Annotated in this window: 18 protein-coding genes and 1 tRNA gene; 11 read left to right on the top strand and 8 right to left on the bottom strand. The window is 64.1% G+C overall.

Going from position 1 to position 20,897, the window contains the following annotated elements; genetic code table 11:
• Window positions 1–115: 115 nt before the first annotated feature.
• The gene (locus GTW25_RS08085; protein WP_252911545.1) at window positions 116–1,393 is read left to right on the top strand and encodes a polyhydroxyalkanoate depolymerase; all 1,278 of its coding nucleotides are present in this window, start codon (window positions 116–118) and stop codon (window positions 1,391–1,393) included.
• Between the two features lie 19 nt (window positions 1,394–1,412).
• Here the strand turns inward: GTW25_RS08085 and GTW25_RS08080 are convergent, their stop codons facing one another.
• On the bottom strand, window positions 1,413–2,219 hold the full coding sequence (locus GTW25_RS08080; RefSeq protein ID WP_252911544.1) for an undecaprenyl-diphosphate phosphatase: 807 nt from the start codon (window positions 2,217–2,219) through the stop codon (window positions 1,413–1,415).
• A gap of 200 nt (window positions 2,220–2,419) precedes the next feature.
• On the opposite strand from GTW25_RS08080, the gene GTW25_RS08075 reads away from it, so the two are divergent.
• The 8 genes from GTW25_RS08075 (at window position 2,420) to GTW25_RS08040 (ending at window position 10,251) form a co-directional block, all read left to right on the top strand.
• On the top strand, window positions 2,420–3,112 hold the full coding sequence (locus GTW25_RS08075; RefSeq protein ID WP_252911543.1) for a glutathione S-transferase family protein: 693 nt from the start codon (window positions 2,420–2,422) through the stop codon (window positions 3,110–3,112).
• A gap of 1 nt (window position 3,113) precedes the next feature.
• Entirely contained in the window at window positions 3,114–4,265 is a 1,152-nt protein-coding gene (gene queG, locus GTW25_RS08070; protein WP_252911542.1) for a tRNA epoxyqueuosine(34) reductase QueG, read from the top strand.
• Window positions 4,262–5,152 carry an SDR family oxidoreductase gene (locus tag GTW25_RS08065; protein ID WP_252911541.1) on the top strand — a complete coding sequence of 297 codons (891 nt, stop codon included), beginning with the start codon at window positions 4,262–4,264 and terminating at the stop codon, window positions 5,150–5,152. Before queG ends, GTW25_RS08065 begins: the two co-directional genes overlap by 4 nt.
• Window positions 5,121–6,215 (top strand): penicillin-insensitive murein endopeptidase, encoded by a 1,095-nt coding sequence (gene mepA / locus GTW25_RS08060; RefSeq protein WP_372493122.1) that lies wholly within the window; start codon window positions 5,121–5,123, stop codon window positions 6,213–6,215. Before GTW25_RS08065 ends, mepA begins: the two co-directional genes overlap by 32 nt.
• Before the next feature lie 65 nt (window positions 6,216–6,280).
• Window positions 6,281–7,318 carry a glucokinase gene (locus GTW25_RS08055; RefSeq protein WP_252911539.1) on the top strand — a complete coding sequence of 346 codons (1,038 nt, stop codon included), beginning with the start codon at window positions 6,281–6,283 and terminating at the stop codon, window positions 7,316–7,318.
• Window positions 7,319–7,497: 179 nt separating this feature from the next.
• A complete protein-coding gene (locus GTW25_RS08050) occupies window positions 7,498–9,228 on the top strand; it encodes an ABC transporter ATP-binding protein (protein WP_252912043.1) in 1,731 nt (576 codons plus the stop codon).
• The gene (gene dapB, locus GTW25_RS08045; protein ID WP_252911538.1) at window positions 9,225–10,040 is read left to right on the top strand and encodes a 4-hydroxy-tetrahydrodipicolinate reductase; all 816 of its coding nucleotides are present in this window, start codon (window positions 9,225–9,227) and stop codon (window positions 10,038–10,040) included. Before GTW25_RS08050 ends, dapB begins: the two co-directional genes overlap by 4 nt.
• Before the next feature lie 126 nt (window positions 10,041–10,166).
• Window positions 10,167–10,251, top strand: a tRNA-Leu gene (locus GTW25_RS08040).
• Between the two features lie 267 nt (window positions 10,252–10,518).
• Here the strand turns inward: GTW25_RS08040 and GTW25_RS08035 are convergent.
• The 7 genes from GTW25_RS08035 to glpD all read right to left on the bottom strand — a co-directional run bounded on the left by GTW25_RS08035 (window position 10,519) and on the right by glpD (window position 18,271).
• The gene (locus tag GTW25_RS08035) at window positions 10,519–12,309 is read right to left on the bottom strand and encodes an ABC transporter substrate-binding protein (protein WP_252911537.1); all 1,791 of its coding nucleotides are present in this window, start codon (window positions 12,307–12,309) and stop codon (window positions 10,519–10,521) included.
• Between the two features lie 72 nt (window positions 12,310–12,381).
• A complete protein-coding gene (locus tag GTW25_RS08030; protein WP_252911536.1) occupies window positions 12,382–12,663 on the bottom strand; it encodes a DUF2160 domain-containing protein in 282 nt (93 codons plus the stop codon).
• A 12-nt stretch (window positions 12,664–12,675) separates the two neighbouring features.
• The gene (locus GTW25_RS08025) at window positions 12,676–13,494 is read right to left on the bottom strand and encodes a carbohydrate ABC transporter permease (RefSeq protein WP_252912042.1); all 819 of its coding nucleotides are present in this window, start codon (window positions 13,492–13,494) and stop codon (window positions 12,676–12,678) included.
• Window positions 13,495–13,607: 113 nt separating this feature from the next.
• Complete coding sequence (locus tag GTW25_RS08020) at window positions 13,608–14,480, bottom strand: carbohydrate ABC transporter permease (RefSeq protein WP_252911535.1); 873 nt, start codon at window positions 14,478–14,480, stop codon at window positions 13,608–13,610.
• 3 nt (window positions 14,481–14,483) lie between these two features.
• The gene (locus GTW25_RS08015; protein WP_252911534.1) at window positions 14,484–15,563 is read right to left on the bottom strand and encodes an ABC transporter ATP-binding protein; all 1,080 of its coding nucleotides are present in this window, start codon (window positions 15,561–15,563) and stop codon (window positions 14,484–14,486) included.
• Between the two features lie 10 nt (window positions 15,564–15,573).
• Complete coding sequence (locus tag GTW25_RS08010) at window positions 15,574–16,656, bottom strand: ABC transporter ATP-binding protein (RefSeq protein WP_252911533.1); 1,083 nt, start codon at window positions 16,654–16,656, stop codon at window positions 15,574–15,576.
• 73 nt (window positions 16,657–16,729) lie between these two features.
• Window positions 16,730–18,271 carry a glycerol-3-phosphate dehydrogenase gene (gene glpD, locus GTW25_RS08005; RefSeq protein WP_252911532.1) on the bottom strand — a complete coding sequence of 514 codons (1,542 nt, stop codon included), beginning with the start codon at window positions 18,269–18,271 and terminating at the stop codon, window positions 16,730–16,732.
• Between the two features lie 316 nt (window positions 18,272–18,587).
• Here glpD and GTW25_RS08000 point away from each other — a divergent pair, with 316 nt between their 5' ends.
• Window positions 18,588–19,856, top strand: a complete 1,269-nt coding sequence (locus tag GTW25_RS08000; protein ID WP_252911531.1) for an AcvB/VirJ family lysyl-phosphatidylglycerol hydrolase — start codon at window positions 18,588–18,590, stop codon at window positions 19,854–19,856.
• A gap of 41 nt (window positions 19,857–19,897) precedes the next feature.
• Complete coding sequence (locus GTW25_RS07995) at window positions 19,898–20,896, top strand: HlyD family secretion protein (protein ID WP_252911530.1); 999 nt, start codon at window positions 19,898–19,900, stop codon at window positions 20,894–20,896.
• Window position 20,897 lies beyond the last annotated feature (1 nt).

Raw genomic sequence — 20,897 nt, 5'->3', positions numbered from 1 at the left:
GCGAGAATCTTGTTCTATTGCATTGCAACAAGAGCCTGCTTAATTTCGTTATGCAGGACAACAACCGCCCCGACCGAACGGCTCTTCGCCGGCCGAGGCTTTCTGGGGCAAAAGCATGTATTACCAGCTTTACGAACTGAACCACGCAGCGCTCCAGCCGGCGCGCGCCTTCGCTGACGCGGTGAAGCTTCTATATTCCAATCCGCTCAATCCGGTGTCGCACACTCCGATGGGACGCAGCATTGCGGCGGGCGCGGAGATGTTCGAGCGAACGACGCGGCGATACGCCAAGCCGGGCTTCGGCATCACGCAGACCAAGGTCGGCTTCGAAGACGTCGCGGTTTCGGAACGCATCGTCTGGAAAAAGCCCTTCTGCGACCTGATCCATTTCGAGCGTGCCTTGCCCAAGAGCCGCAAGGCCGACCCCAAGCTCCTGATCGTCGCGCCGATGTCGGGCCACTATGCGACGCTGTTGCGCGGCACCGTCGAATCGATGATCCAGCACGCCGAGGTCTACATCACCGACTGGGCCGACGCGCGCATGGTCCCGACTTCCGATGGCCGCTTCGACCTTGAAGACTATGTCGACTACGTGATTGAGATGCTGCAACATCTGGGCCCCGACACGCATGTCATGGCCGTATGCCAGCCTTCGGTGCCGGTTCTGGCGGCCGCCGCGGTGATGGAGGCGCGCGGCGATCGGTTTGCGCCGGCCTCGATGACGCTGATGGGCGGCCCGATCGACACACGCAGCAATCCGACCGCCGTCAACAAGCTCGCCGAGGAAAAAGGCATCGCCTGGTTCCGCGACAACGTCATCATGCAGGTGCCGTGGCCCGAGCCCGGCTTCATGCGCTCGGTCTATCCCGGTTTCCTGCAATTGTCGGGCTTCATGAGCATGAATCTCGACCGCCACATCATCGCGCACAAGGACTTCTTCATGCACCTCGTCAAGGATGACGGGGATTCGGCCGAAAAGCATCGCGACTTTTACGATGAATATCTGGCCGTCATGGATTTGACGGCGGAGTTCTATCTCCAGACGGTCGAGACCGTGTTCGTGAACCATGCCCTGCCGAAGGGCGAGATGATGCACCGGGGCGAGAAGGTCGACCCGTCCGCGATCCGCAACGTCGCGCTTTTGACCGTCGAGGGCGAGAACGACGACATTTCGGGCATCGGCCAGACAAAGGCCGCACACGATCTGTGCAAGAACATTCCAGGCGACATGCGGGCGCATTACATGCAGCCCAAGGTCGGGCATTATGGCGTCTTCAACGGTTCGCGTTTCCGCTCCGAGATCGTGCCGCGCATCGTCGATTTCATGGCAAGCAACCCCGGCGCGGGCAAGCGTCAGCGCCCGAAGCCGAAGATCGTCTCCTCGAAAGCCTGATGCAGCCAAAAACGGCCGATCAGCCGAAGACGAGCAGTGCCACGAGGCCGACCGAACCGACGATCAGCCGCCACCAGCCGAAAAGCCCGTAGCCGCGCTTTGCCACGTAATCGAGCAGATAGCGCACCACGAACACCGCCGAGATGAAGGCGGTGACGAAGCCGACGGTGATGATCCAGAAATCGTCGGTCGATAGAATATCGCGGTTCTTGAACAAATCGTAGGTGAAGGCGCCCGCCATGGTCGGCATGGCGAGGAAGAACGAGAACTCGGCCGCCGAGCGCTTGTCTGCGCCCATCAAAAGCGCGCCAACGATGGTCGAGCCCGAGCGCGACGTTCCCGGAATCATCGCGAGGCACTGGATGAGGCCGATGCGCAAGCACACCGACAGTGGAAACTCGGCCACATGGGTGTATTTCGGTTCGACCGTTCGCCGGTCCACCCACAGGAGGATGAAACCGCCGATTATGAGTGAGATGCAGATGACGATCGGCGTTTCGAACAGGACGGTCTTGATGAAATCATGTGCGAACGCGCCGATGATCGCGGCGGGCAGGAAGGCGAGCAGAACGCCGCCGACGAAATACTGCGTCTCGCGATTGTTCGGGAGGGTCACCAGAAGATGCCACAGCCGCGCGAAATAGACGGAGACGATGGCCAGGATCGCGCCCAACTGGATCAGCACCTCGAAGCTGCGGCCCGTCGATTCGAAACCGATGAAATGCCCGACCAGAAGAAGATGGCCGGTCGAGGAGACGGGGATGAACTCCGTCATTCCTTCGATAATGCCGAGCAGGGCCGCGATGAGAAGCGATTGATCGTCCATGAAAACTCCGGCGCGAGCGGGATGGCGGCAGGGCCTGTCACAAAGGTTCGCTTGTCACGCGCGCCACGCTTGCCTATAGCTCTGGCCCGCATCGGCGTGGTCGAACCCGAATTCGCGCCGAGGCTTATCCGCCGGAACGGGAAAAGGCCAGACCTTTCGTTGCCGCGCGCCGCACTGCCCATTCATGAGTTCGAGTGCCAATGCTGACGCTTTTCCACCATCCGCTCTACGCGCCCTGCCGTTTCATCCGCCTTGCTTTCGGCGAGTATGGCGAGGATTTGTCTCTGATCGAGGAAAAGCCCTGGGCGCGGCGCAGGGAGTTCCTGCAACTCAACCCGGCCGCGACGCTTCCCGTTCTTCTGGCCGAGGCCGACGAACCCATCGTCGGTGCCTCGGTGATCGCCGAATATATCGACGAGACACGCGGCGCGCTGAAGCGCGACAAGCGCCTGATGGCCGAAAACCCGATCACGCGCGCCGAAATCCGGCGGCTGACCGAATGGTATCTGGTCAAGGCAGAGAATGAGGTGACGAGACATCTGGTCCTGGAGCGCGCGCTGAAGCCGCAAATCCCGGCCGAACAGGGTGGCGGGTCGCCAAATTCGTCTGCCATCCGCGCCGCCCGCGCCAACATACGCCAGCACATGAAATACACGAACTGGCTGGCGGGCACCCGCAACTGGCTCGCCGGTCCGCGCCTGACCTATGCCGATCTGGCCGCCGCCGCCTCGATTTCCGTGCTCGACTATATGGGCGAGATCGACTGGTCCGAATATGGCGCGGCGCGCGAATGGTACACGCGCATGAAGTCGCGCCCGTCCTTCCGCCCCTTGCTCGCCGATCGCATCCGCGGCCTGACGCCGGCCTCGCATTACGCGGATCTGGACTTCTGAGATGAACGCCCCCCGAAACCCCGTTCCGGCGGCGCGTCTTCGGGAATTCATCGAAGACGAAGCCCGTGCGCTCGGTTTCGATGAGATTGCGATCGCGCGGCCGGATGCCGGCTGGCCTGCCGCTCCGCGCCTCAAGACCTTCGTCGAGAAAGGCCGGCACGGCACGATGGAGTGGATGGCCGAAACGGTGGAACGCCGCGCGCATCCGAACGCGCTGTGGCCGCAGGCGCGCTCGGTCATCATGCTCGCCATGAATTACGGGCCGGACGAAAATCCGCTATCCTTGCTCGAACGGCGTGACCGGGCCGCGATTTCGGTCTATGCGCGCAATCGCGACTATCACGATGTCATCAAGGGCAAACTGAAGACGCTGGCGCAGAAATTCGCCGCGCGGACGGGAGCCGAGGTCAAGGTCTTCGTCGACACCGCGCCGGTGATGGAAAAGCCGCTGGCGGCTGACGCCGGGCTCGGCTGGCAGGGCAAGCACACCAATCTCGTCAGCCGCGAATTCGGCTCCTGGCTGTTTCTGGGATCGATCTTCACGGCGGCGGATCTCGAACCCGATTCACCCGAGCACGACCATTGCGGCTCCTGCCGCGCCTGTCTCGACATCTGCCCGACGAACGCGTTTCCCGCGCCCTACCAGCTCGATGCGCGGCGCTGCATTTCCTACCTCACCATCGAACATAAGGGGCCGGTCCCGCACGAGTTCCGCCCTCTGATGGGAAACCGCATCTATGGCTGCGACGATTGCCTCGCGGCATGTCCGTGGAACAAGTTTGCGAAGGAGGCGAGCGAAGCGAAGCTTGCCGCGCGCGACGATCTGACCGCCCCGGCGATCGCCGAACTGCTCGGTCTCGACGATGCGGGGTTTCGGATCAAGTTCTCCGGTTCGCCGATCAAGCGCATCGGCCGCGACCGGTTCATGCGAAACGTGCTGATCGCGGCCGGCAATTCGGGCGACCCGGCGCTGTCGCCCCATGTCGAGGCGCTGCTCGCCGACCCCGCCCCTTTGGTGCGCGGAGCCGCTGTCTGGGCGCTGTCGCTTCTTGCCGACCCGCGCGATTTCGACAGGCTGGCCACAGTCAATCAGGCGGGCGAAAGCGATGGCGATGTGAGATATGAATGGGCGCACGCGATGGAGACGGCATGAAACGGATATTCTTTCTCTTCGGTGCCGGCTATTCGGCGAAGGCCTTTGCACGACTGGCGATCGCGGACGGGCATCGCGTCTTCGGAACGACGCGAAGCGCGGAGAAAACGGAGGGGCTGCGCGCGCTCGGCGTCGAGCCTTTCCTGTTCGACGGGGTGTCGATAGATGCCGCCGTAAAGGACGCCCTGCAGCAAAGCACGCATGTCATAATCTCCGCCGCGCCGGGCGACGAGGGCGATCCGGTGCTCGACGCGGCCGGCGCGACAATACGGCAGGACATGCCGGATCTTCGCTGGATCGCCTATCTGTCCACGGTCGGTGTCTATGGCGACCATGAGGGCGACTGGGTGGACGAAGAGACGCCCTGCCGCCCGGTCTCGACGCGCTCGATCCAGCGGCTGGCCGCCGAACGCGCATGGACGGATTTCGCCGGGCACCGAAACGTCCCGCTCGCGATCCTGCGCCTGTCCGGCATCTACGGTCCCGGTCGCAACGCCTTCGTCAATCTGGAGCGCGGGACCGCAAAGCGCATCGTCAAGCCGGGGCAGGTCTTCAACCGCATCCATGTGGCAGACATCGCCGGGGCGCTTGCGCATCTGGCGCATCGCGAAACCGGCGGCGTCTTCAACGTCACTGATGACGAGCCGGCCCCGCCGCAGGACGTGGTCGCTTATGCGGCAAGCCTCATGAATGTGGCGCCGCCGCCCGAAACGCCGTTCGCACAAGCGCAGATGACGCCGATGGCGCGCTCCTTCTACGGCGAGAACAAGCGTGTTTCGAATGCGAAGCTGAAGGCTGGCGGCTATGTTTTTCGTCATCCGACCTACGCGCATGCTTTCGACGCGATGTGGCGCGATCACGATTGGCGGGGCGAGGCGTCAGATTAGGATTGCGGTAACCATTCGGCGCAAGTCTCGGAATGAACGATCAGGGAGAGGCGGGATGAGATTCGGCAAACTGGCACGCAACGCGGCATTGATCGTGACCCTCCTTGCGGGCGGTGCGGCCGCCGCCGATCCGCTCGCCAAGGACCTCTTCGGCAACACGCCGCTCCCCGCGGCGACCGAGGCGCGCGTCTACGGCTCCTATTCGAAGGGATGCTTTGCCGGCGGCGTCGCGATCGCGACCGACGGGCCGCAATGGCAGGCGATGCGCCTGTCGCGCAACCGTCGCTGGGGACACCCGAACCTCGTCAATCTCGTCGAACGCCTGTCGCGCGAGGCGACCGCAGACGGCTGGCCCGGCCTTCTCGTCGGCGACATCTCCCAGCCGCGCGGCGGCCCGATGCTGTCGGGGCATGCCTCGCACCAGCTCGGCCTCGATGTCGATATCTGGTTCCAGCCGATGCCGCAGCGCCGCCTTTCGGCGCGGGAGCGCGACAATATGGAATTCGTCTCGATGATCCGCGACGGCGGGTTGACGGTGGACGAGCGCAAATGGACGCAAGCCCATGCCGGCATCCTGCGCCGCGCCGCATCCTACCGCGAAGTCGAGCGCATTCTGGTTCATCCCGGGATCAAGAAGAAGCTGTGCGACACGGTGACCGGCGACCGCTCCTGGCTCGGCAAGGTGCGTCCGTTCTGGGGCCATGATTCGCATTTCCACATCCGCATCGGTTGTCCCGCCGGCTCGCCCGGCTGCCGTCCACAGGAGCCCATCGGGCGCGGCGACGGCTGTGATTCCTCGCTTGCCTGGTGGTTCACCGACGAGCCGTGGCGGCCGGCGACCGGCCCGCAGCAGCCGCGCGCCCGCGATGTGATGCGCGTCTCGGACCTGCCGCGCGAGTGCCGGGCGGTGCTCGATGCACCCGCCCCGCAATCCGAAGCGGCGGTGACGATCACCGGACCGGGACGGACGATCGCGGCCACCGGCGTGCCGATGACGGCAAACGCCTATGCGCCGACGCCCGAAAGCCGCATTCCGCTGCCCATGCCGCGCCCGCAACCTTGACTCCGCTGCCCGCGTGTGACCTTCAAGAGCCTCTTGTCAGAACGTCTCACGCGGCAGCCGCTTCAATGCCCAGTCCGATCGACGCCGGTGGCGTCCTTGAATTTCCGGTTCTCGTCGGCGATATCGGCGGCACCAACGCCCGGTTTGCCATCCTGCCAGGGCCGGATGTCGATTCCATCGAGTTCCCGACCGTCGCGACGGCCGATTTCCCCGACATCGACATCGCAATCGAACGCGCGATCCTCGCCCGAAGCCCGGTCCGGCCGAAATCGGCTGTGCTGGCCATCGCCGCCCCGGTGACCGGAGACGAAATCCGGCTGACGAATTGCCCCTGGACGGTCCGGCCAAGAGTGTTGATCGACCGTCTCGGCTTTTCGGAGGTCGTGATCCTCAACGATTTCGAGGCGCAGGCGCTGGCCGTCGTCGCCATCGGTCAGGAGCACTGCGTCCAGATCGGCGGCGGCCCGGCCGATCCGAACGCCAGCCGCGTCGTTCTGGGGCCGGGCACGGGGCTCGGCGTTGCGGGCCTTATCAATGCAAACGGCGTCTGGATACCGGTCCCCGGCGAAGGCGGGCATGTGGATATGGGTCCGCGCACGGCGCGCGATTTCGAAGTCTTTCCGCATATCGAGCCGATCGAGGGGCGCATTTCGGGCGAGCAGATCCTGTGCGGGCGCGGCCTCGTGAACCTTTATCGCGCCGTCGCTTTGGCCGACGCGGAACCGGCGAAATTGTCCACGCCGGCAAGCGTGACAAGCGCGGCGCTCGCCCGAACGGACGGCGTCGCCGAGGAAGCGCTCGACATTTTCGTGACCTGCCTTGGCCGCCTTGCCGGCGACCTGGCGCTGATCTTCATGGCGCGCGGCGGCGTCTACCTGACCGGCGGCATCGCGCAGAAGATCGTCGCGGCGCTCCAGCATCCCCGCTTTCGCGCGGCGTTCGAGGACAAGGCGCCGCATTCGGCGCTGATGCGCCAATTGCCCGTTTTCGTCATCACCCATCCGCTGGCGGCGCTGTTGGGACTGGCCGCCTATGCTCGCACCCCGCAGGCGTTTCATATCCGCACCACCGGGCGGCATTGGCGCGCTAGCAAGGCCGGGTAGGGCCATTTGCGGATTGCATCGCCGGCTTTCAGCCTGCATAGGCTGGCAGCCGCATCGCACCGGCACCAACACGGGAAAGCGCCAGCTTGGCACAGGTCGATAAAGAACAGCGCAAGCCGGAACCGGGCGAAATCGTCGCGGTCATCAAGCGCATCCTGGCCGAGAACGGCCGCGACTATATGGGGCAATATGCCTTAGCGACCGTGTGTCTGGTCGCCGTCGCCGCGACGACCGCTTTCAGCGCATGGATCATGCGCGACATCATCGACGAGATCTTCTACCGCGAGAACTATGGGCTCGTGCCCTATATCTGCGGCGCCATCGTCGCCGCCTTCGCGATCCGGGGCGTTGCAAGCTACGGCCAGGCCGTGATTCTCGCCAAGATCGGCAACAATCTCGTCGCCCGCTACCAGCAACGCCTGTTCGATCATCTGATGAAGCTTGGGCTCGACTTCTATTCGAGCGCGCGGTCCGGCCAGCTTGCCGCGCAGATCAGCCAGAACGTCACCGGCATCCGCGACATGCTGTCGATCACGCTCACCTCGATCGCGCGCGATGCGGTGTCGCTGATCGCCCTCGTGGCAGTCATGATCATGCAGGACCCGCTTTTGTCGGTGATCGGTCTTCTGATCGGTCCGCCCTTGGTCTATTCGGTCAACTACCTCATGCGCCGCCTGCGCCGTGTCACGCGCGAATCGGTCGAGGTTAATTCGCATCTGTTCGGCGCCATGCAGGAGACCGTGCAAGGCATCTCCATCGTCAAGGCGTTCACGATGGAGGAGCAGCTTTCGGCCAAGATGGCCGACCTTGCCGCCTATGCCGAAAACCGTGCCAACCGGATCGCGCGCGTCTCGGAACGGCTGACGCCGATCACCGAAATGCTCGCCGGCCTGGCGATCGCCGGCGTCATCGCCTATGCGGCGTATCGCGCGGCCTCGGCCGGCCAGTCTCCCGGCTCGGTCTTCGCCTTCATCACCGCGCTGCTTCTGGCCTATGATCCCGCCCGCCGCCTCGCGCGCGTTCAGGTCAATCTGGAGCGCTCGCTGGTCAATGCGCGCATGATCTACGAGCTTCTCGACATGGAGCCGCCGCAGCGCGACGCGCCCGGCGCGGTGCCGATCGAGGTGGGTACCGGCGGCGTCGCCTTCCGCGACGTGTCCTTTTCCTATGCGCCCGACAAGCCGGTGCTGCACGACGTGTCCTTCGATGCCGGACCGGGCAAGGTGACCGCGATCGTCGGCTCCTCCGGTGCCGGAAAATCGACGCTCGTCGCCCTCGTCCAGCGCTTCTACGATCTGGATTCCGGCCGTATCGAGATCGACGGGCAGGACATCGCCCATGTCACCAAATCGTCGCTGCGGGCGAAGATCGCCTATGTCTCGCAGCACCCCTATCTCTTCGAAGGGACGATCCGCGAGAATATCCGATATGGGCGGCCGGATGCGTCCGATGCCGAGATCGAGGAGGCGGCGCGCCTTGCCAATGCGGACGATTTCATCGCCAGGACCGCCTTCGGCTACGACACGCTCGTCGGCGAGAACGGCGTCACTTTGTCGGGCGGCCAGCGCCAGCGCCTGTCGATCGCCCGCGCCATCGTGCGCAATGCGCCGATCCTGCTTCTCGACGAGGCGACGTCGGCCCTCGACAACGAATCCGAGGCCAAGGTTCAGGACGCGCTGGAGAAGGTGATGAAGGAGCGCACGACGATCGTCATCGCGCACCGCCTCTCCACTGTGGTCAATGCCGACACCATCGTCGTGATGGAAGAGGGCCGTGTGGTGGAAAAAGGCACCCATCGCGACCTGATCGTGGACCCGGCCGGGCTCTATGCGCGCTTCCATCGCCTGCAGGGAGAGCGTAGCCTCGAACTCGTCGACGACGCGCGGCAGGCCGGGGAGACGGACGCATGAGCGAAATGGGACTGGTCGTCGTGGGAGCGGCGGGACGCATGGGGCAGGCGATCCTGCGCACCATAGCTGCGACAAACGGCGTACGCATCGCCGGCGCGCTCGACCGGAAGGGCTCGGACCATGTCGGCCGTGACGCTGGCGAGACCGCCGGGCTCGGGCCTATCGGCGTTCCGATCACCGACGATCCGCTGCCGCTTTTCGCAAAAGCCGACGGCGTGATCGACTTTTCAGCACCGGCGGCGAGCGTCGAATATGCCGGCTACGCCGCGCAGGCGCGGATCGTCCACGTCATCGGCACGACAGGGTGTTCGACTGACGACGATGCCGCCATCCTGGCCGCCGCGCGGCACGCGATGATCGTCAAGTCCGGCAATATGAGCCTCGGCGTCAATCTGCTGGCGGCCCTGGTCGAGCAGGCCGCACGGGCGCTTCCCGCCTCCGATTTCGACATCGAGGTTCTGGAGATGCACCATCGCCACAAGGTCGATGCCCCGTCCGGGACCGCGCTGCTTCTGGGAGAGGCAGCGGCAAAGGGACGCGACGTGGCGCTCGCCGAGCATTCCGTGCGCGTACGCGACGGCCACACGGGCGCGCGCGCGGCCGGCACGATCGGCTTCGCCACCTTGCGCGGCGGTTCTGTCGTCGGCGACCATTCTGTCATCCTGGCCGGAACAGGCGAGCGCATCACGCTGTCCCACCACGCCGAGGACCGTGCCATCTTCGCGCGCGGCGCGGTGCAGGCCGCGTTGTGGGCGCGCGAGAAGAAGCCCGGCCTCTATTCGATGCGCGACGTTCTGGGCCTGACGCGATAAATTGCGCGGCACACCGTTTTGCCGTTGACACCCTAGCCACGCCCGCTTACATCGGCGGCGCGCCCGGAGGCCTCTTGCCGATCCTCCGGATGTTCGCGAGCGAGGGTTTTTTCAGGCATCGCTCCGGCCCAGGTGGCGGAATTGGTAGACGCGCACGGTTCAGGTCCGTGTGCCGCGAGGCGTGGAGGTTCGAGTCCTCTCCTGGGCACCACCTTTCTGTAAGGTGTTGACGTTGCTGAAAAACAATAAAATGACGAACTTAGGTCGCCGGGTGCTGTGAGTGCGGCCTCAAGAGATCGCACGCTCTATAGCGTGGCGGAATCGGCTTCACTGGGTGATTTCGGGCTTGGCGAGCCTGGCCAGCATCGGCCGACACTCCACGCCGCTTTTCTGTTGGCCATCCGTCCCGAATGCGAAAATGCCGGAGCAGGTTTTCGTGCCCCGGCATTCGCCTTCATTCTAGGCGTTCCAGCAGCCGCTATTCGGCCGGCTGTGCCTCCGTATCGGCTGCCGGGGCTGCGCCGGTGGCACCGCCGGCATCGGCCGCTTCCCAGCTCTGGATGAGTTCGTCGTAGCCGATCGTGATCGGGTCCTCGTCCTCGTTTTCCTTCTTGAGCTGCGGGGCTAGCGTACCGTTCGCCACGGCTTGCTCGTTCCAGTATTCCAGGCTCTCCTCCGGGTTCAGGACCGGCCCGAGATCGCCCTGCACGCCCGCGCGCTCGAGACGCTCCATCACCGCTTCCTGTTCGGCGCAAAGCTGGTCCATCGCTTCCTGGGCCGTCTTTTCACCCGAGGACGCATCGCCGATCGCCTGCCACCAGAGCTGGGCGAGGCGCGGATAGTCCGGCACGTTGGTGCCCGTCGGTGACCACTGGACGCGGGCCGGCGAGCGATAGAACTCGACCAGACCGCCGAGCTCCGGCGAACGTTCCGTGAAGCTTTCATGCTGAATGGTCGATTCGCGGATGAAGGTGAGGCCGACATGGCTCTTCTTCACGTCGACCGTCTTCGAGGCGATGAACTGGCCGTAGAGCCAGGCCGCCTGGGCGCGATCGACCGGGGTCGACTGCATCAGCGTGTAGGACCCGGCGTCCTGATAGCCGAGTTTCATGCCGTCGACCCAGTAGACGCCGTGCGGGGATGGAGCCATGCGCCATTTCGGGGTGCCGTCCTCGTTGAGTACGGCGGCCGCGCCATCGCCGACCATGTCGGCGGTGAAGGCGGTGTACCAGAATATCTGCTGCGCGATGCGACCTTGAGCCGGCACGGGCCCTGATTCGGAGAAGTTCATGCCTTGCGCTTCCGGCGGCGCGTAGGCTTCCATCCAGTCGAGATATTTCTGGATCGAGTAGACCGCGGCCGGACCGTTGGTGTCGCCGCCGCGCGCGACGCACGAGCCGACCGGCTGCGAGTTCTCGTTGACCCGGATGCCCCATTCATCGACCGGCAGGCCGTTCGGCAGGCCCTTGTCGCCATTGCCGGCCATGGACAGCCACGCATCGGTGAAGCGCCAGCCCAGCGAGGGGTCGCGGCGGCCGTAATCCATGTGGCCGAACATGGACGTGCCGTCGACATCCTTGCCGGTGAAGAACGCCGCGATGTCCTCATAGGCGGCCCAGTTCACGGGGACGCCGAGCTCATAACCGTACTCCTCCTCGAACTCGGCCATGATTTCAGGGTCGGTGAAGAGGTCGTAGCGGAACCAGTAGAGGTTCGCGAATTGCTGGACCGGAAGCTGGTAGACCTTCTCGTCCGGGCCGGTGGTGAAGGAGATGCCGATGAAGTCTTCCAGATCGAGGTCCGGATTGGTGAACTCCGCCCCTTCGCCCGCCATCCAGTCGGTCAGATTGCGGACCTGCTGGTAGCGCCAGTGCGTCCCGATCAGGTCGCTGTCGTTGACATAGGCGTCGTAGAGATTTTCGCCCGTCTGCATCTGCGATTGCAGGCGCTCCACCACGTCACCTTCGCCGATCAGGTCATGCGTGACGCGGATGCCGGTGATGGCCGTGAAGGCGGGAGCGAGCACCTGCGATTCGTATTCGTGCGTGGTGATCGTTTCCGACACGACGCGGATGTCCATGCCGGCATGGGGTGCGGCCGCGTCGATGAACCATTGCATTTCCGCTTCCTGCTCTTCGCGGGTCAGCGACGACATGTCGCCGATTTCCGCGTCGAGGAAAGCGCGCGCCGCTTCCATATCGGCATGGGCCGCGCCCACCCCGAAAAGCAGCGCAAGCGCAGTTGTCGATGTGAACAGTTGCTTTCGCATGAGGCTCCTCCCTTTGAGTGCGATTGCAGTTGCCGTCCCGTTTCCCGGCACATGTCGCCGGAATTCCTCTTCCTAAACCAGGCGGAATACGCCGATCGCGTAGACCACCGACAAGGCCAGAGCCCACCACAGGTCCGGGCCGACGAGGCCCAGCCATGCGAGATGAATGAATGCTGCGCCCAGAAGCGACAGGAACAGCCGGTCGCCGCGCGTCGTCTCGAAGCGCAGGATGCCGACGCGCGGATTGCCGCCGGGCGAGAAATATTCCCACACGCCCATTGCGACCAGCAGCGCCAGGATGCCGATGAAGAAGAGCGCTGTGGGGAGCGTCCAGGCCATCCATGAGAAATTCATATCCGCTCCCCCTCAAACCCGGCCCAGGGCAAAGCCCTTGGCGATGTAGTTGCGCACGAAATAGATGACGAGCGCGCCCGGAATGATGGTCAGCACGCCGGCGGCCGCAAGTACGCCCCAGTCGAGACCGGAGGCGGAAACCGTGCGCGTCATCGTCGCGGCGATCGGCTTGGCGCTGGTCGTCGTCAGCGTGCGCGCCAGAAGCAGTTCCACCCATGAGAACATGAAGCAGAAGAAGGCGGCAACGCCGATGCCCGACGCGATCAGCGGCATGAAGATCTTCACGAAGAAACGCGGGAATGAGTAGCCGTCGATATAGGCGGTCTCGTCGATCTCCTTGGGTACGCCCGACATGAAGCCTTCGAGGATCCAGACGGCGAGCGGCACGTTGAACAGGCAGTGGGCGAGAGCCACCGCGATATGGGTGTCGATCAGTCCAAAGGACGAATAAAGCTGCAGGAACGGCAGCGCGAAGACGGCCGGCGGGGCCATGCGGTTGGTCAAAAGCCAGAAGAACAGGTGCTTGTCGCCCAGAAAGCGGTAGCGCGAAAACGCGTAGGCAGCCGGCAGCGCGACGCTGACCGAGATCACCGTATTGAGCGATACGTAGATGATCGAGTTGATATATCCCGAATACCAGGCCGGATCGGAAAAGATGATCGCGTAGTTCCGCAGCGTGGGATTTTGCGGCCACAGCGAGAATGTCGACAGGATTTCGGCATTCGTCTTGAAGCTCATATTGATCAGCCAGTAGATCGGCAGCATCAGGACGATGATGTAGATGGTGGGAACCAGCCACGAGAACCGCGCCTCGCGTCCGCGCCGGCGCATGCGGCGGGCGATCGCCTCGCTCTGGCCGAGCGCGGCCATGGTGGCGGAGCCGGCCGCACCGCCCCTCATCAAACTGTCGGAAACCGCTGTCATTCGTGTCGCTCCGCTGTCGGTCATCGCGAGCGCTCCGTGCCGTAATTGGTCATCACGGTGTAGAAGACCCAGGAAAGCGCGAGGATGATCAGGAAGTAGATGATCGACATCGCCGCGGCGGGGCCGAGGTCGAACTGGCCGATCGCGATCTTGACGAGGTCGATGGACAGGAAGTTGGTCGCGTTGCCGGGGCCGCCGCCGGTGACGACGAAGGGCTCCGTATAGATCATGAAACTGTCCATGAAGCGCAGCAGGACGGCGATGAGGAGCACGCGGCTCATCTTCGGCAACTGGATGTAGCGAAACACGGACCAGCGCGAGGCGCCGTCGATCTTTGCCGCCTGATAATAGGCGTCGGGGATCGAGACGAGGCCGGCATAGCAAAGCAGCACCACGAGCGACGTCCAGTGCCAGACATCCATGATGACGATTGTGAGCCAGGCATGCGTCGGATTGGTCGCGTAATTATAGGTGATGCCGAGTGAGCGCAGCGTATAGCCCAGAAGCCCGATATCCGCGCGGCCGAACACCTGCCAGATCGTGCCGACGACGTTCCAGGGAATGAGGAGCGGCAGGGCCATCAAAACGAGGCAGACCGGCACGCCGATCCCCTTGCGCGGCATGTTCAGCGCGATGAAGATGCCAAGCGGAATTTCGATCAGCAGGATCACCAGCGAGAAAGTCAGGCTGCGCGCCAGCGCGCCGTAGAAGCGCTGCGAGGTGATGACCTGCTCGAACCAGTCCGAGCCGGCCCAGAAGAAGACGTTGTTTCCGAACGTGTCCTGCACCGAATAGTTGACGACCGTCATCAGGGGAATGACGGCGGAAAACGCCACGAGCACGAGCACGGGAATGACGAGAAACCAGGCCTTGTTGTTGTGAACCTTGTCCATCGGTCAAGCCCCTCCATGCCTTGGTTCAACGCGCCAGGAATCGGCGTAGAGATTGATGCGGCCGGCTTGGAAGACGATTTTGGGATCGGCCGGAACCTCGCCGTCTTCCGGGACGACGACGGCGATATCCTGCCCTTCGAGCCGGGCGCGGACGATTCTGTGACGGCCGATATCCTCGACCTTGGAAACCTCGATGGGGATGCCCTCGCGCCCGAGGCTTACATGTTCGGGCCGAACGCCGAGTTCGGTTCGCGCGCCCTCGCGCACGACCAGGCCATCGGGCAGCTTGATCGAATGCGAGCCCATATGCGCCCGGTTCCCGTCAAGCGTGACCGGCAGGACGTTCATGCCGGGCGAGCCGATGAAATAGCCGACGAAAGTGTGGCGGGGCCGCTCGAACAATTCGGCTGGAGTGCCGATCTGAACGATCTCGCCCTCATACATGACGACGACCTTGTCGGCGAAGGTCAAAGCCTCGGTCTGGTCGTGAGTGACATAGACCATCGTGAAGCCGTAGCGCTTGTGAAGCTTCTTGAGCTGCGAGCGCAGCACCCATTTCAGATGCGGGTCGATGACGGTCAGGGGTTCGTCGAACAGGATCGCATTGACGTCGTTGCGCACCAGACCGCGCCCGAGCGATATCTTCTGCTTCTGGTCGGCCGTAAGGCCGCGCGCCTTGCGCTTCGTCCAGTCGACGAGGTCGATCATCTCGATCGTCTCGCGCACGCGCCGGTCGATCTCGGGCGCGGGCACGCCTCGGTTGCGCAAGGGGAAGGCGAGATTGTCGTAGACGGTCATCGTGTCGTAGACGACGGGGAACTGGAACACCTGGGCGATGTTGCGCTCTTCGGCCGAAAGCTGGGTGACGTCGACGCCGTTGAACAGGATTTCGCCATGCGAGGGCCGCAACAGGCCGGAAATGATGTTGAGCAGCGTGGTCTTGCCGCAACCCGACGGGCCGAGCAGGGCATAAGCGCCGCCATCCTGCCAGGCGTGGTGGACTTCCTTCAGCGCATAGTCGGCGTCCGATTTCGGATTTGCCGAATAGGCGTGGCGAATATGGTTCAGGTCGATGCGCGCCATGGGGTTCTCCTCACGCCGCCAGTGCCGGCGGCGGCAAGGCAGCCCTGCCGTGGCCGTCGAACGCCATCAGGCGCGCGGGATCGATATAGACGTCGATCTGCTCGTCCGGTTCGAAGTGGCAGATGCCGTGAACCAGCGAAACCCAGCTTTCCTCCTGAAAGAACAGATGGACGAAGCTTTCCGACCCGGTGATCTCGGTGATGGTGACGCGGCCCGGCAAGGGCGGCGTGCCGTCGCCCGGAGCATCCAGCCTCAGATGATGCGGGTGGAAGGCGAGCGTATAGCTGCCGTCCGAAAGCGCGCGAAGATGATCCGGCACGGGCAGTTCCGCGCCCTCGCCGAGCGTGAAGCGCAAGCCCGATTTCGTGGCGGCGACCGTGTTGAGCGGCGGGTCTGCGAAGGTCTGCGCGGTGATGAGATCGGCCGGCATGCGATAGACATCGATCGTCGGCCCGAACTGCGTGACGCGGCCTTGCGACAGCGCCGCGGTGTTGCCGCCCAGAAGAAGCGCCTCCGAGGGCTCTGTCGTCGCATAGACGAAGATCGTGCCAGCTTCGGCGAAGATTCGCGGCAGTTCCGCACGCAGTTCCTCGCGCAGCTTATAGTCGAGATTAGCGAGCGGCTCGTCGAGAAGGACGAGACCCGCATTCTTTACGATGGCGCGCGCGAGCGCCGTGCGCTGCTGCTGACCGCCCGACAGGCTGAGCGGCATGCGATCGAGATAGGGCGTCAGGCGAAGGAGTTCGGCGGCCTTTCGAACTTCACGGTCGATGACGGCTTTTGCCACGCGCGCGACGCGCATGGGCGAGGCGATGTTCTCGTACACACTCATGTTGGGGTAGTTGATGAATTGCTGGTAGACCATCGCGACGTCGCGTTTCTGAACGGAAACGCCGGTCACATCCTTGCCGTCGAAATGAACGGTGCCGGAGGTCGGCCGGTCGAGCCCCGCCATCAGCCGCATCAGGCTGGTCTTGCCGGACAGAGTGGGGCCGAGCAGAACGTTGAGCGTGCCGCGCTCGAAGCGCAGATCGACGGAATGGATATGGGTCTCGGCGCCGACCGTCTTGGTCACGCCCTTCAACTCGATCATTCTCTTCTCCTCCCGCGCCGACCTTGAGGCCGGCACAATTCAGGTCGATCCGAAAACCGGCCCGTCGTCCTCCCTACCCGGCCGCCGAGCGGCGTTTTTGCACGCCTGCTTCCATATAATCCTCCAAAGCCGCGCGTTCTCCAACCGTCAAGGCAAGGCCACGTTTCGTCCTGCGCCACAGCAAATCGTCGGCCGTCGCCGCCCACTCCTGCGCCATGAGATAATCGACTTCGGCCGTATAAAGATCGGCGCCAAAAAGGGGGCCGAGATCGGCGGTCGCTTCGGCCGCGCCCAGCATCGCGCGCGCCCTCGTGCCATAGGTCCGAAACAGGCGATCGGCATGGCTCGCCGGCAAAAACGGATAATCACGGCGCAGCCGCGCGGTTTCGGTTTCGAAACCAGCAGCGTTAAAATCGCCGCCCGGCAATGTTGCGCCGGACGTCCAGCGCGGGCCTTTCCCGCCGATCGCCGCTTCGATCTTTTCCATCATGGATTCGGCCAGCCGGCGATAGGTCGTGATCTTGCCGCCGAATATATTGACCAGCGGCGGAATTCCGGTCGCGTCCTCGCGCATCAGCACATAGTCGCGCGTGGCTTCCTGCGCCTTCGACGCGCCGTCGTCATAAAGCGGCCGCACGCCCGAATAAGCCCACACGACGTCGCCGGGCTCGACCGGGCTTTCGAAATATTCGCTTGCGGCAGCGCACAGATATTCGATCTCCGCCACGGATATCCCGGCATGCCCCGGATCGCCGTCATAGTCGAGATCGGTCGTGCCGATCAGCGTGTAGTCCTGCTCGTAGGGGATCGCAAAGATGATGCGACCGTCTTCGTTCTGGAAGATGTAGCATCGGTCGTGATCGAAGAGCTTGGCGACGACGATATGACTTCCCTGCACCAGCCGCACATTGTGCACCCCGGTCAGGCCGAAGGCGGACGCCAGGACGTGATCGACCCATGGGCCCGCCGCATTGACCACAAACCGGGCGCGAACCTCGTCCCGTTCACCGGAGCGCTGGTCTTCGAGCGTGAGCAGCCAGCGATCCGTATCCGTCCGCGCGGTGACCAGCCGCGTGCGGGTGCGGATATCCGCGCCGCGATCGGCCGCGTCGCGGGCGTTGAGGACGACCAGCCGCGCGTCATCAACCCAGCAGTCGGAATATTCGAAGGCTTTTGAAAAGCCCGGCTTCAAGGATTTCCCCGCCTCGTCTCGCGTGAGGTCGAGCGTGCGCGTCGCCGGCAGTCGCTTGCGTCCCCCGATATGATCGTAGAGGAACAAGCCAAGCCGCAGCAGCCATGCCGGGCGCAACCCCTTGTGGTGCGGAAGAACGAAACGAAGCGGCCGGATGATATGCGGGGCCATGGCCCACAGCACCTCGCGCTCCATCAGCGCCTCGCGGACCAGTCGGAACTCGTAATGTTCCAGATACCGCAAGCCACCGTGAACGAGCTTGGTGGACCATGAAGACGTGCCGGATGCCAGATCGTTCATTTCGCACAGGCAGACCGAATAGCCCCGCCCGGCGGCGTCGCGCGCAATGCCGCAACCGTTGATGCCGCCGCCGATGATGAAGACGTCGACCGGGTCCTGCAAATGAACGGCATGGGCTGTCATCTTGCTACCTCGCCCCCGGCTTTCGCATTGCACAATAGATTGCGCTAATACGAAAGCATACGAAACAATATCGAAACCTTACCTTAAGTCAAAACAAAAATGCCAATGGGCTGGTACGCGACGCGATAATCCGGCGGGAACGGTTTCCGGAAAATCCACCGGCGCGCAAATCTGTGATCGCAGCCGCTCTGGAAGGTCTCGAACGGCACGTTAGATTGAAAGATTAACCGCAGCGAAGGCCGGGCTGATGATGCATGGCGTGGTGAAACGGTCCGGATGTGTTGCGGCAGCGCTCGTCGGTATTTGTTTTCCAGCTATGGCCGAGGCCCCGACCGTTTCGAGCGGACGCCTGAACGACGTTCGAATCCTTGCGCCCGAAGGTGCGGCCCAGGCGCTCGTCATCCATTTCTCGGATCGTGCCGGCTGGGATCGCGACGACGATGCGACGGTGCGGGCCATGGCGGACGAGGGCGCGGCGGTGCTCATGGTCGATTACGCGGTCTATGGCGAAGCGCTCGACGCGGATGGGGGCGAATGCCTTTATCTGGGCGGCGAACTGACCGACCTTGCCCAGAAGGCCCAGCGCTCGCTTGGCATCGACACCTACATGCAGCCGATCCTGGCCGGACGCGAGGAAGGGGCCTCGCTCGCCTTCATGGCGCTGGCGGATGCGCCGGCCAATACGTTCGGCGGTGCGATCGCCCTTGGCTATCGCAATGCGTTGTCGCTTCGCCTGCCGATCTGTCCCGGCCCGGCAGTCGCCGGGGCCGAAGGGAACTGGCGCAGCTACGCGATCGAAGCGGAATTGCCGGCGCAAGCCTTCGTCTTCGCGCCGGATGACGCCATTGAGGGGATGCGGACCGAATTCGCGCGACTGCGCACGATCCATCTGGCCGAGCATGACGAGGACGCCGATCTCGTTCAGGCCGCGTCCGCCCTGCGCCGGCTGACCGCGCCGGATCTGGCCTTCGACGGCCTGCCGGTGGTGCAATTGGGCAGCAACGGCGAGGCCGGTCTCGTCTTTTTCGTGTCGGGCGACGGCGGATGGCGCGACCTCGACAAGACGATGGGCGAATGGCTCGCCGGAAACGGCTACGGCGTTCTCGGCTTCGATGCGCTCGCCTATTTCTGGCGCCAGCGCACGCCGGAGGAATTCGCCGCCGATCTGGTGCGTGCCGTAGCAACGGCTGACCCGAAAGGCGAACGGCCCCTGATGCTCGTCGGCTACTCCTTCGGCGCGGACGCATTGCCGCTCGCGTGGCCGCTTTTGCCGGCCGCGCTTCAGGAGCGCGTCCGCGTCATCGGCCTGCTCGCGCCCGGCTGGTCGACCTCGCTGGAAGTGACGGTGGCCGGCTGGCTCGGCGTCGTGGGCGAGCAGCAATATGACGTCACGGGTGCCATTGCGGCGCTGCCGCAGGACAAGGTCCTGTGCATCTATGGCACGGACGACGCGACGAGTTCCTGCCCGCTGGAGCATCTGCCCGCCGACGCGGTCATCGAAACGAAGGGCGGCCATCATTTCGACGGCGACTATGACACGCTCGCGCAGGCCATTGTAGCCCGCTTCAATGCAACGCGCGATTGATATAGCATGCCGCAGCGTAAGGCGGCGAGGGACGGGTTCCGATGAGCCGATTGAAGGTCTTGCTTGTTCTCGCGGCGATAGCGGTTCTGGCGGCGGGCTTTTACTGGTGGTGGCGTCACCAGACGCTCTACCCGTCCAGCGACGACGCTTATCTGCAGGCCCATATCTTCACCGTGACGCCGCAGGTGAGCGGCACGATCAGCGAGATCGATCTCGTCAACAACCAGCATGTGACGGCCGGTGACGTGCTCCTGCGCATCGACGATACGGATCTTCGCCTCGCCGTCGATCAGGCGCGGGCACAATTGACGATCGCGCAGCAGAATGCGGATTCGGCCGGCCAGAACGTCGCGGCGGCGCAGGCGCAGGTGGAAGCTGCTCAGTCCGGTCTGACCGAAGCGACGACGGAGCTGACGCGCAACGAGCAACTCCTGGCGACGGGCGTCGTCACCAATGCGGTGGTCGACCAGTTGCGCGCCGCGCAGCAGCAGGCGACCGCTCAACTGAGCGCCGCGCGCGCCAATCTTGCCGGGGCGCAGTCGCAGGCCGGCAGCGGCGCGATGCTGACGGCTGGCGTCGAGGTCGCGCAGGCCGCGCTCGGACAGGCGCAGGTGCAGCTCGACCATGCGACGATCACGGCGCCGGCGTCCGGCTGGGTCGCCAATCTGAGCCTTCGTCCCAATCAGGCAGTGATGGCCGGACTGCCGCTCTTTTCGGTCGTCGAGGACGAGTTGTGGTGGATCGACGCCAACTTCAAGGAAACCGATCTGGACCGCGTTCGCCCCGGCCAGAAGGCGACGGTCAGCATCGACATGTATCCCGGCGTCAAGCTCACCGGTGAGGTGGAGAGCATCGGGGCCGGCTCCGGCGCGACCTTCTCGCTGCTGCCGCCGCAGAACGCTACCGGCAATTGGGTAAAGGTGACGCAGCGCTTTCCGGTCCGCATCCGGCTGACGGAGGAAACCGCCGATCCGGCGCTTCAGCTTCGCGTCGGCGCCAGCGTCACGGTCACCATCGATACGACGGAGGCGGCAAGGTGAC

The organism is Aliihoeflea aestuarii, assembly GCF_024105665.1.
Lineage (GTDB): Bacteria > Pseudomonadota > Alphaproteobacteria > Rhizobiales > Rhizobiaceae > Aliihoeflea > Aliihoeflea aestuarii.
This window is presented reverse-complemented; position numbering and strand designations above follow the sequence as displayed.

Excerpts from the sequence above, each read along its gene's own strand:
- GTW25_RS08085 (WP_252911545.1), top strand. The coding sequence starts at position 116 with ATGTATTACCAGCTTTACGAACTGAACCACGCAGCGCTCCAGCCGGCG.
- GTW25_RS08080 (WP_252911544.1), bottom strand. The coding sequence starts at position 2,219 with ATGGACGATCAATCGCTTCTCATCGCGGCCCTGCTCGGCATTATCGAA.
- GTW25_RS08075 (WP_252911543.1), top strand. The coding sequence starts at position 2,420 with ATGCTGACGCTTTTCCACCATCCGCTCTACGCGCCCTGCCGTTTCATC.
- queG (WP_252911542.1), top strand. The coding sequence starts at position 3,114 with ATGAACGCCCCCCGAAACCCCGTTCCGGCGGCGCGTCTTCGGGAATTC.
- GTW25_RS08065 (WP_252911541.1), top strand. The coding sequence starts at position 4,262 with ATGAAACGGATATTCTTTCTCTTCGGTGCCGGCTATTCGGCGAAGGCC.
- GTW25_RS08055 (WP_252911539.1), top strand. The coding sequence starts at position 6,281 with ATGCCCAGTCCGATCGACGCCGGTGGCGTCCTTGAATTTCCGGTTCTC.
- GTW25_RS08050 (WP_252912043.1), top strand. The coding sequence starts at position 7,498 with ATGGGGCAATATGCCTTAGCGACCGTGTGTCTGGTCGCCGTCGCCGCG.
- dapB (WP_252911538.1), top strand. The coding sequence starts at position 9,225 with ATGAGCGAAATGGGACTGGTCGTCGTGGGAGCGGCGGGACGCATGGGG.
- GTW25_RS08035 (WP_252911537.1), bottom strand. The coding sequence starts at position 12,309 with ATGCGAAAGCAACTGTTCACATCGACAACTGCGCTTGCGCTGCTTTTC.
- GTW25_RS08030 (WP_252911536.1), bottom strand. The coding sequence starts at position 12,663 with ATGAATTTCTCATGGATGGCCTGGACGCTCCCCACAGCGCTCTTCTTC.
- GTW25_RS08025 (WP_252912042.1), bottom strand. The coding sequence starts at position 13,494 with ATGCGCCGGCGCGGACGCGAGGCGCGGTTCTCGTGGCTGGTTCCCACC.
- GTW25_RS08020 (WP_252911535.1), bottom strand. The coding sequence starts at position 14,480 with ATGGACAAGGTTCACAACAACAAGGCCTGGTTTCTCGTCATTCCCGTG.
- GTW25_RS08015 (WP_252911534.1), bottom strand. The coding sequence starts at position 15,563 with ATGGCGCGCATCGACCTGAACCATATTCGCCACGCCTATTCGGCAAAT.
- GTW25_RS08010 (WP_252911533.1), bottom strand. The coding sequence starts at position 16,656 with ATGATCGAGTTGAAGGGCGTGACCAAGACGGTCGGCGCCGAGACCCAT.
- glpD (WP_252911532.1), bottom strand. The coding sequence starts at position 18,271 with ATGACAGCCCATGCCGTTCATTTGCAGGACCCGGTCGACGTCTTCATC.
- GTW25_RS08000 (WP_252911531.1), top strand. The coding sequence starts at position 18,588 with ATGGCCGAGGCCCCGACCGTTTCGAGCGGACGCCTGAACGACGTTCGA.
- GTW25_RS07995 (WP_252911530.1), top strand. The coding sequence starts at position 19,898 with ATGAGCCGATTGAAGGTCTTGCTTGTTCTCGCGGCGATAGCGGTTCTG.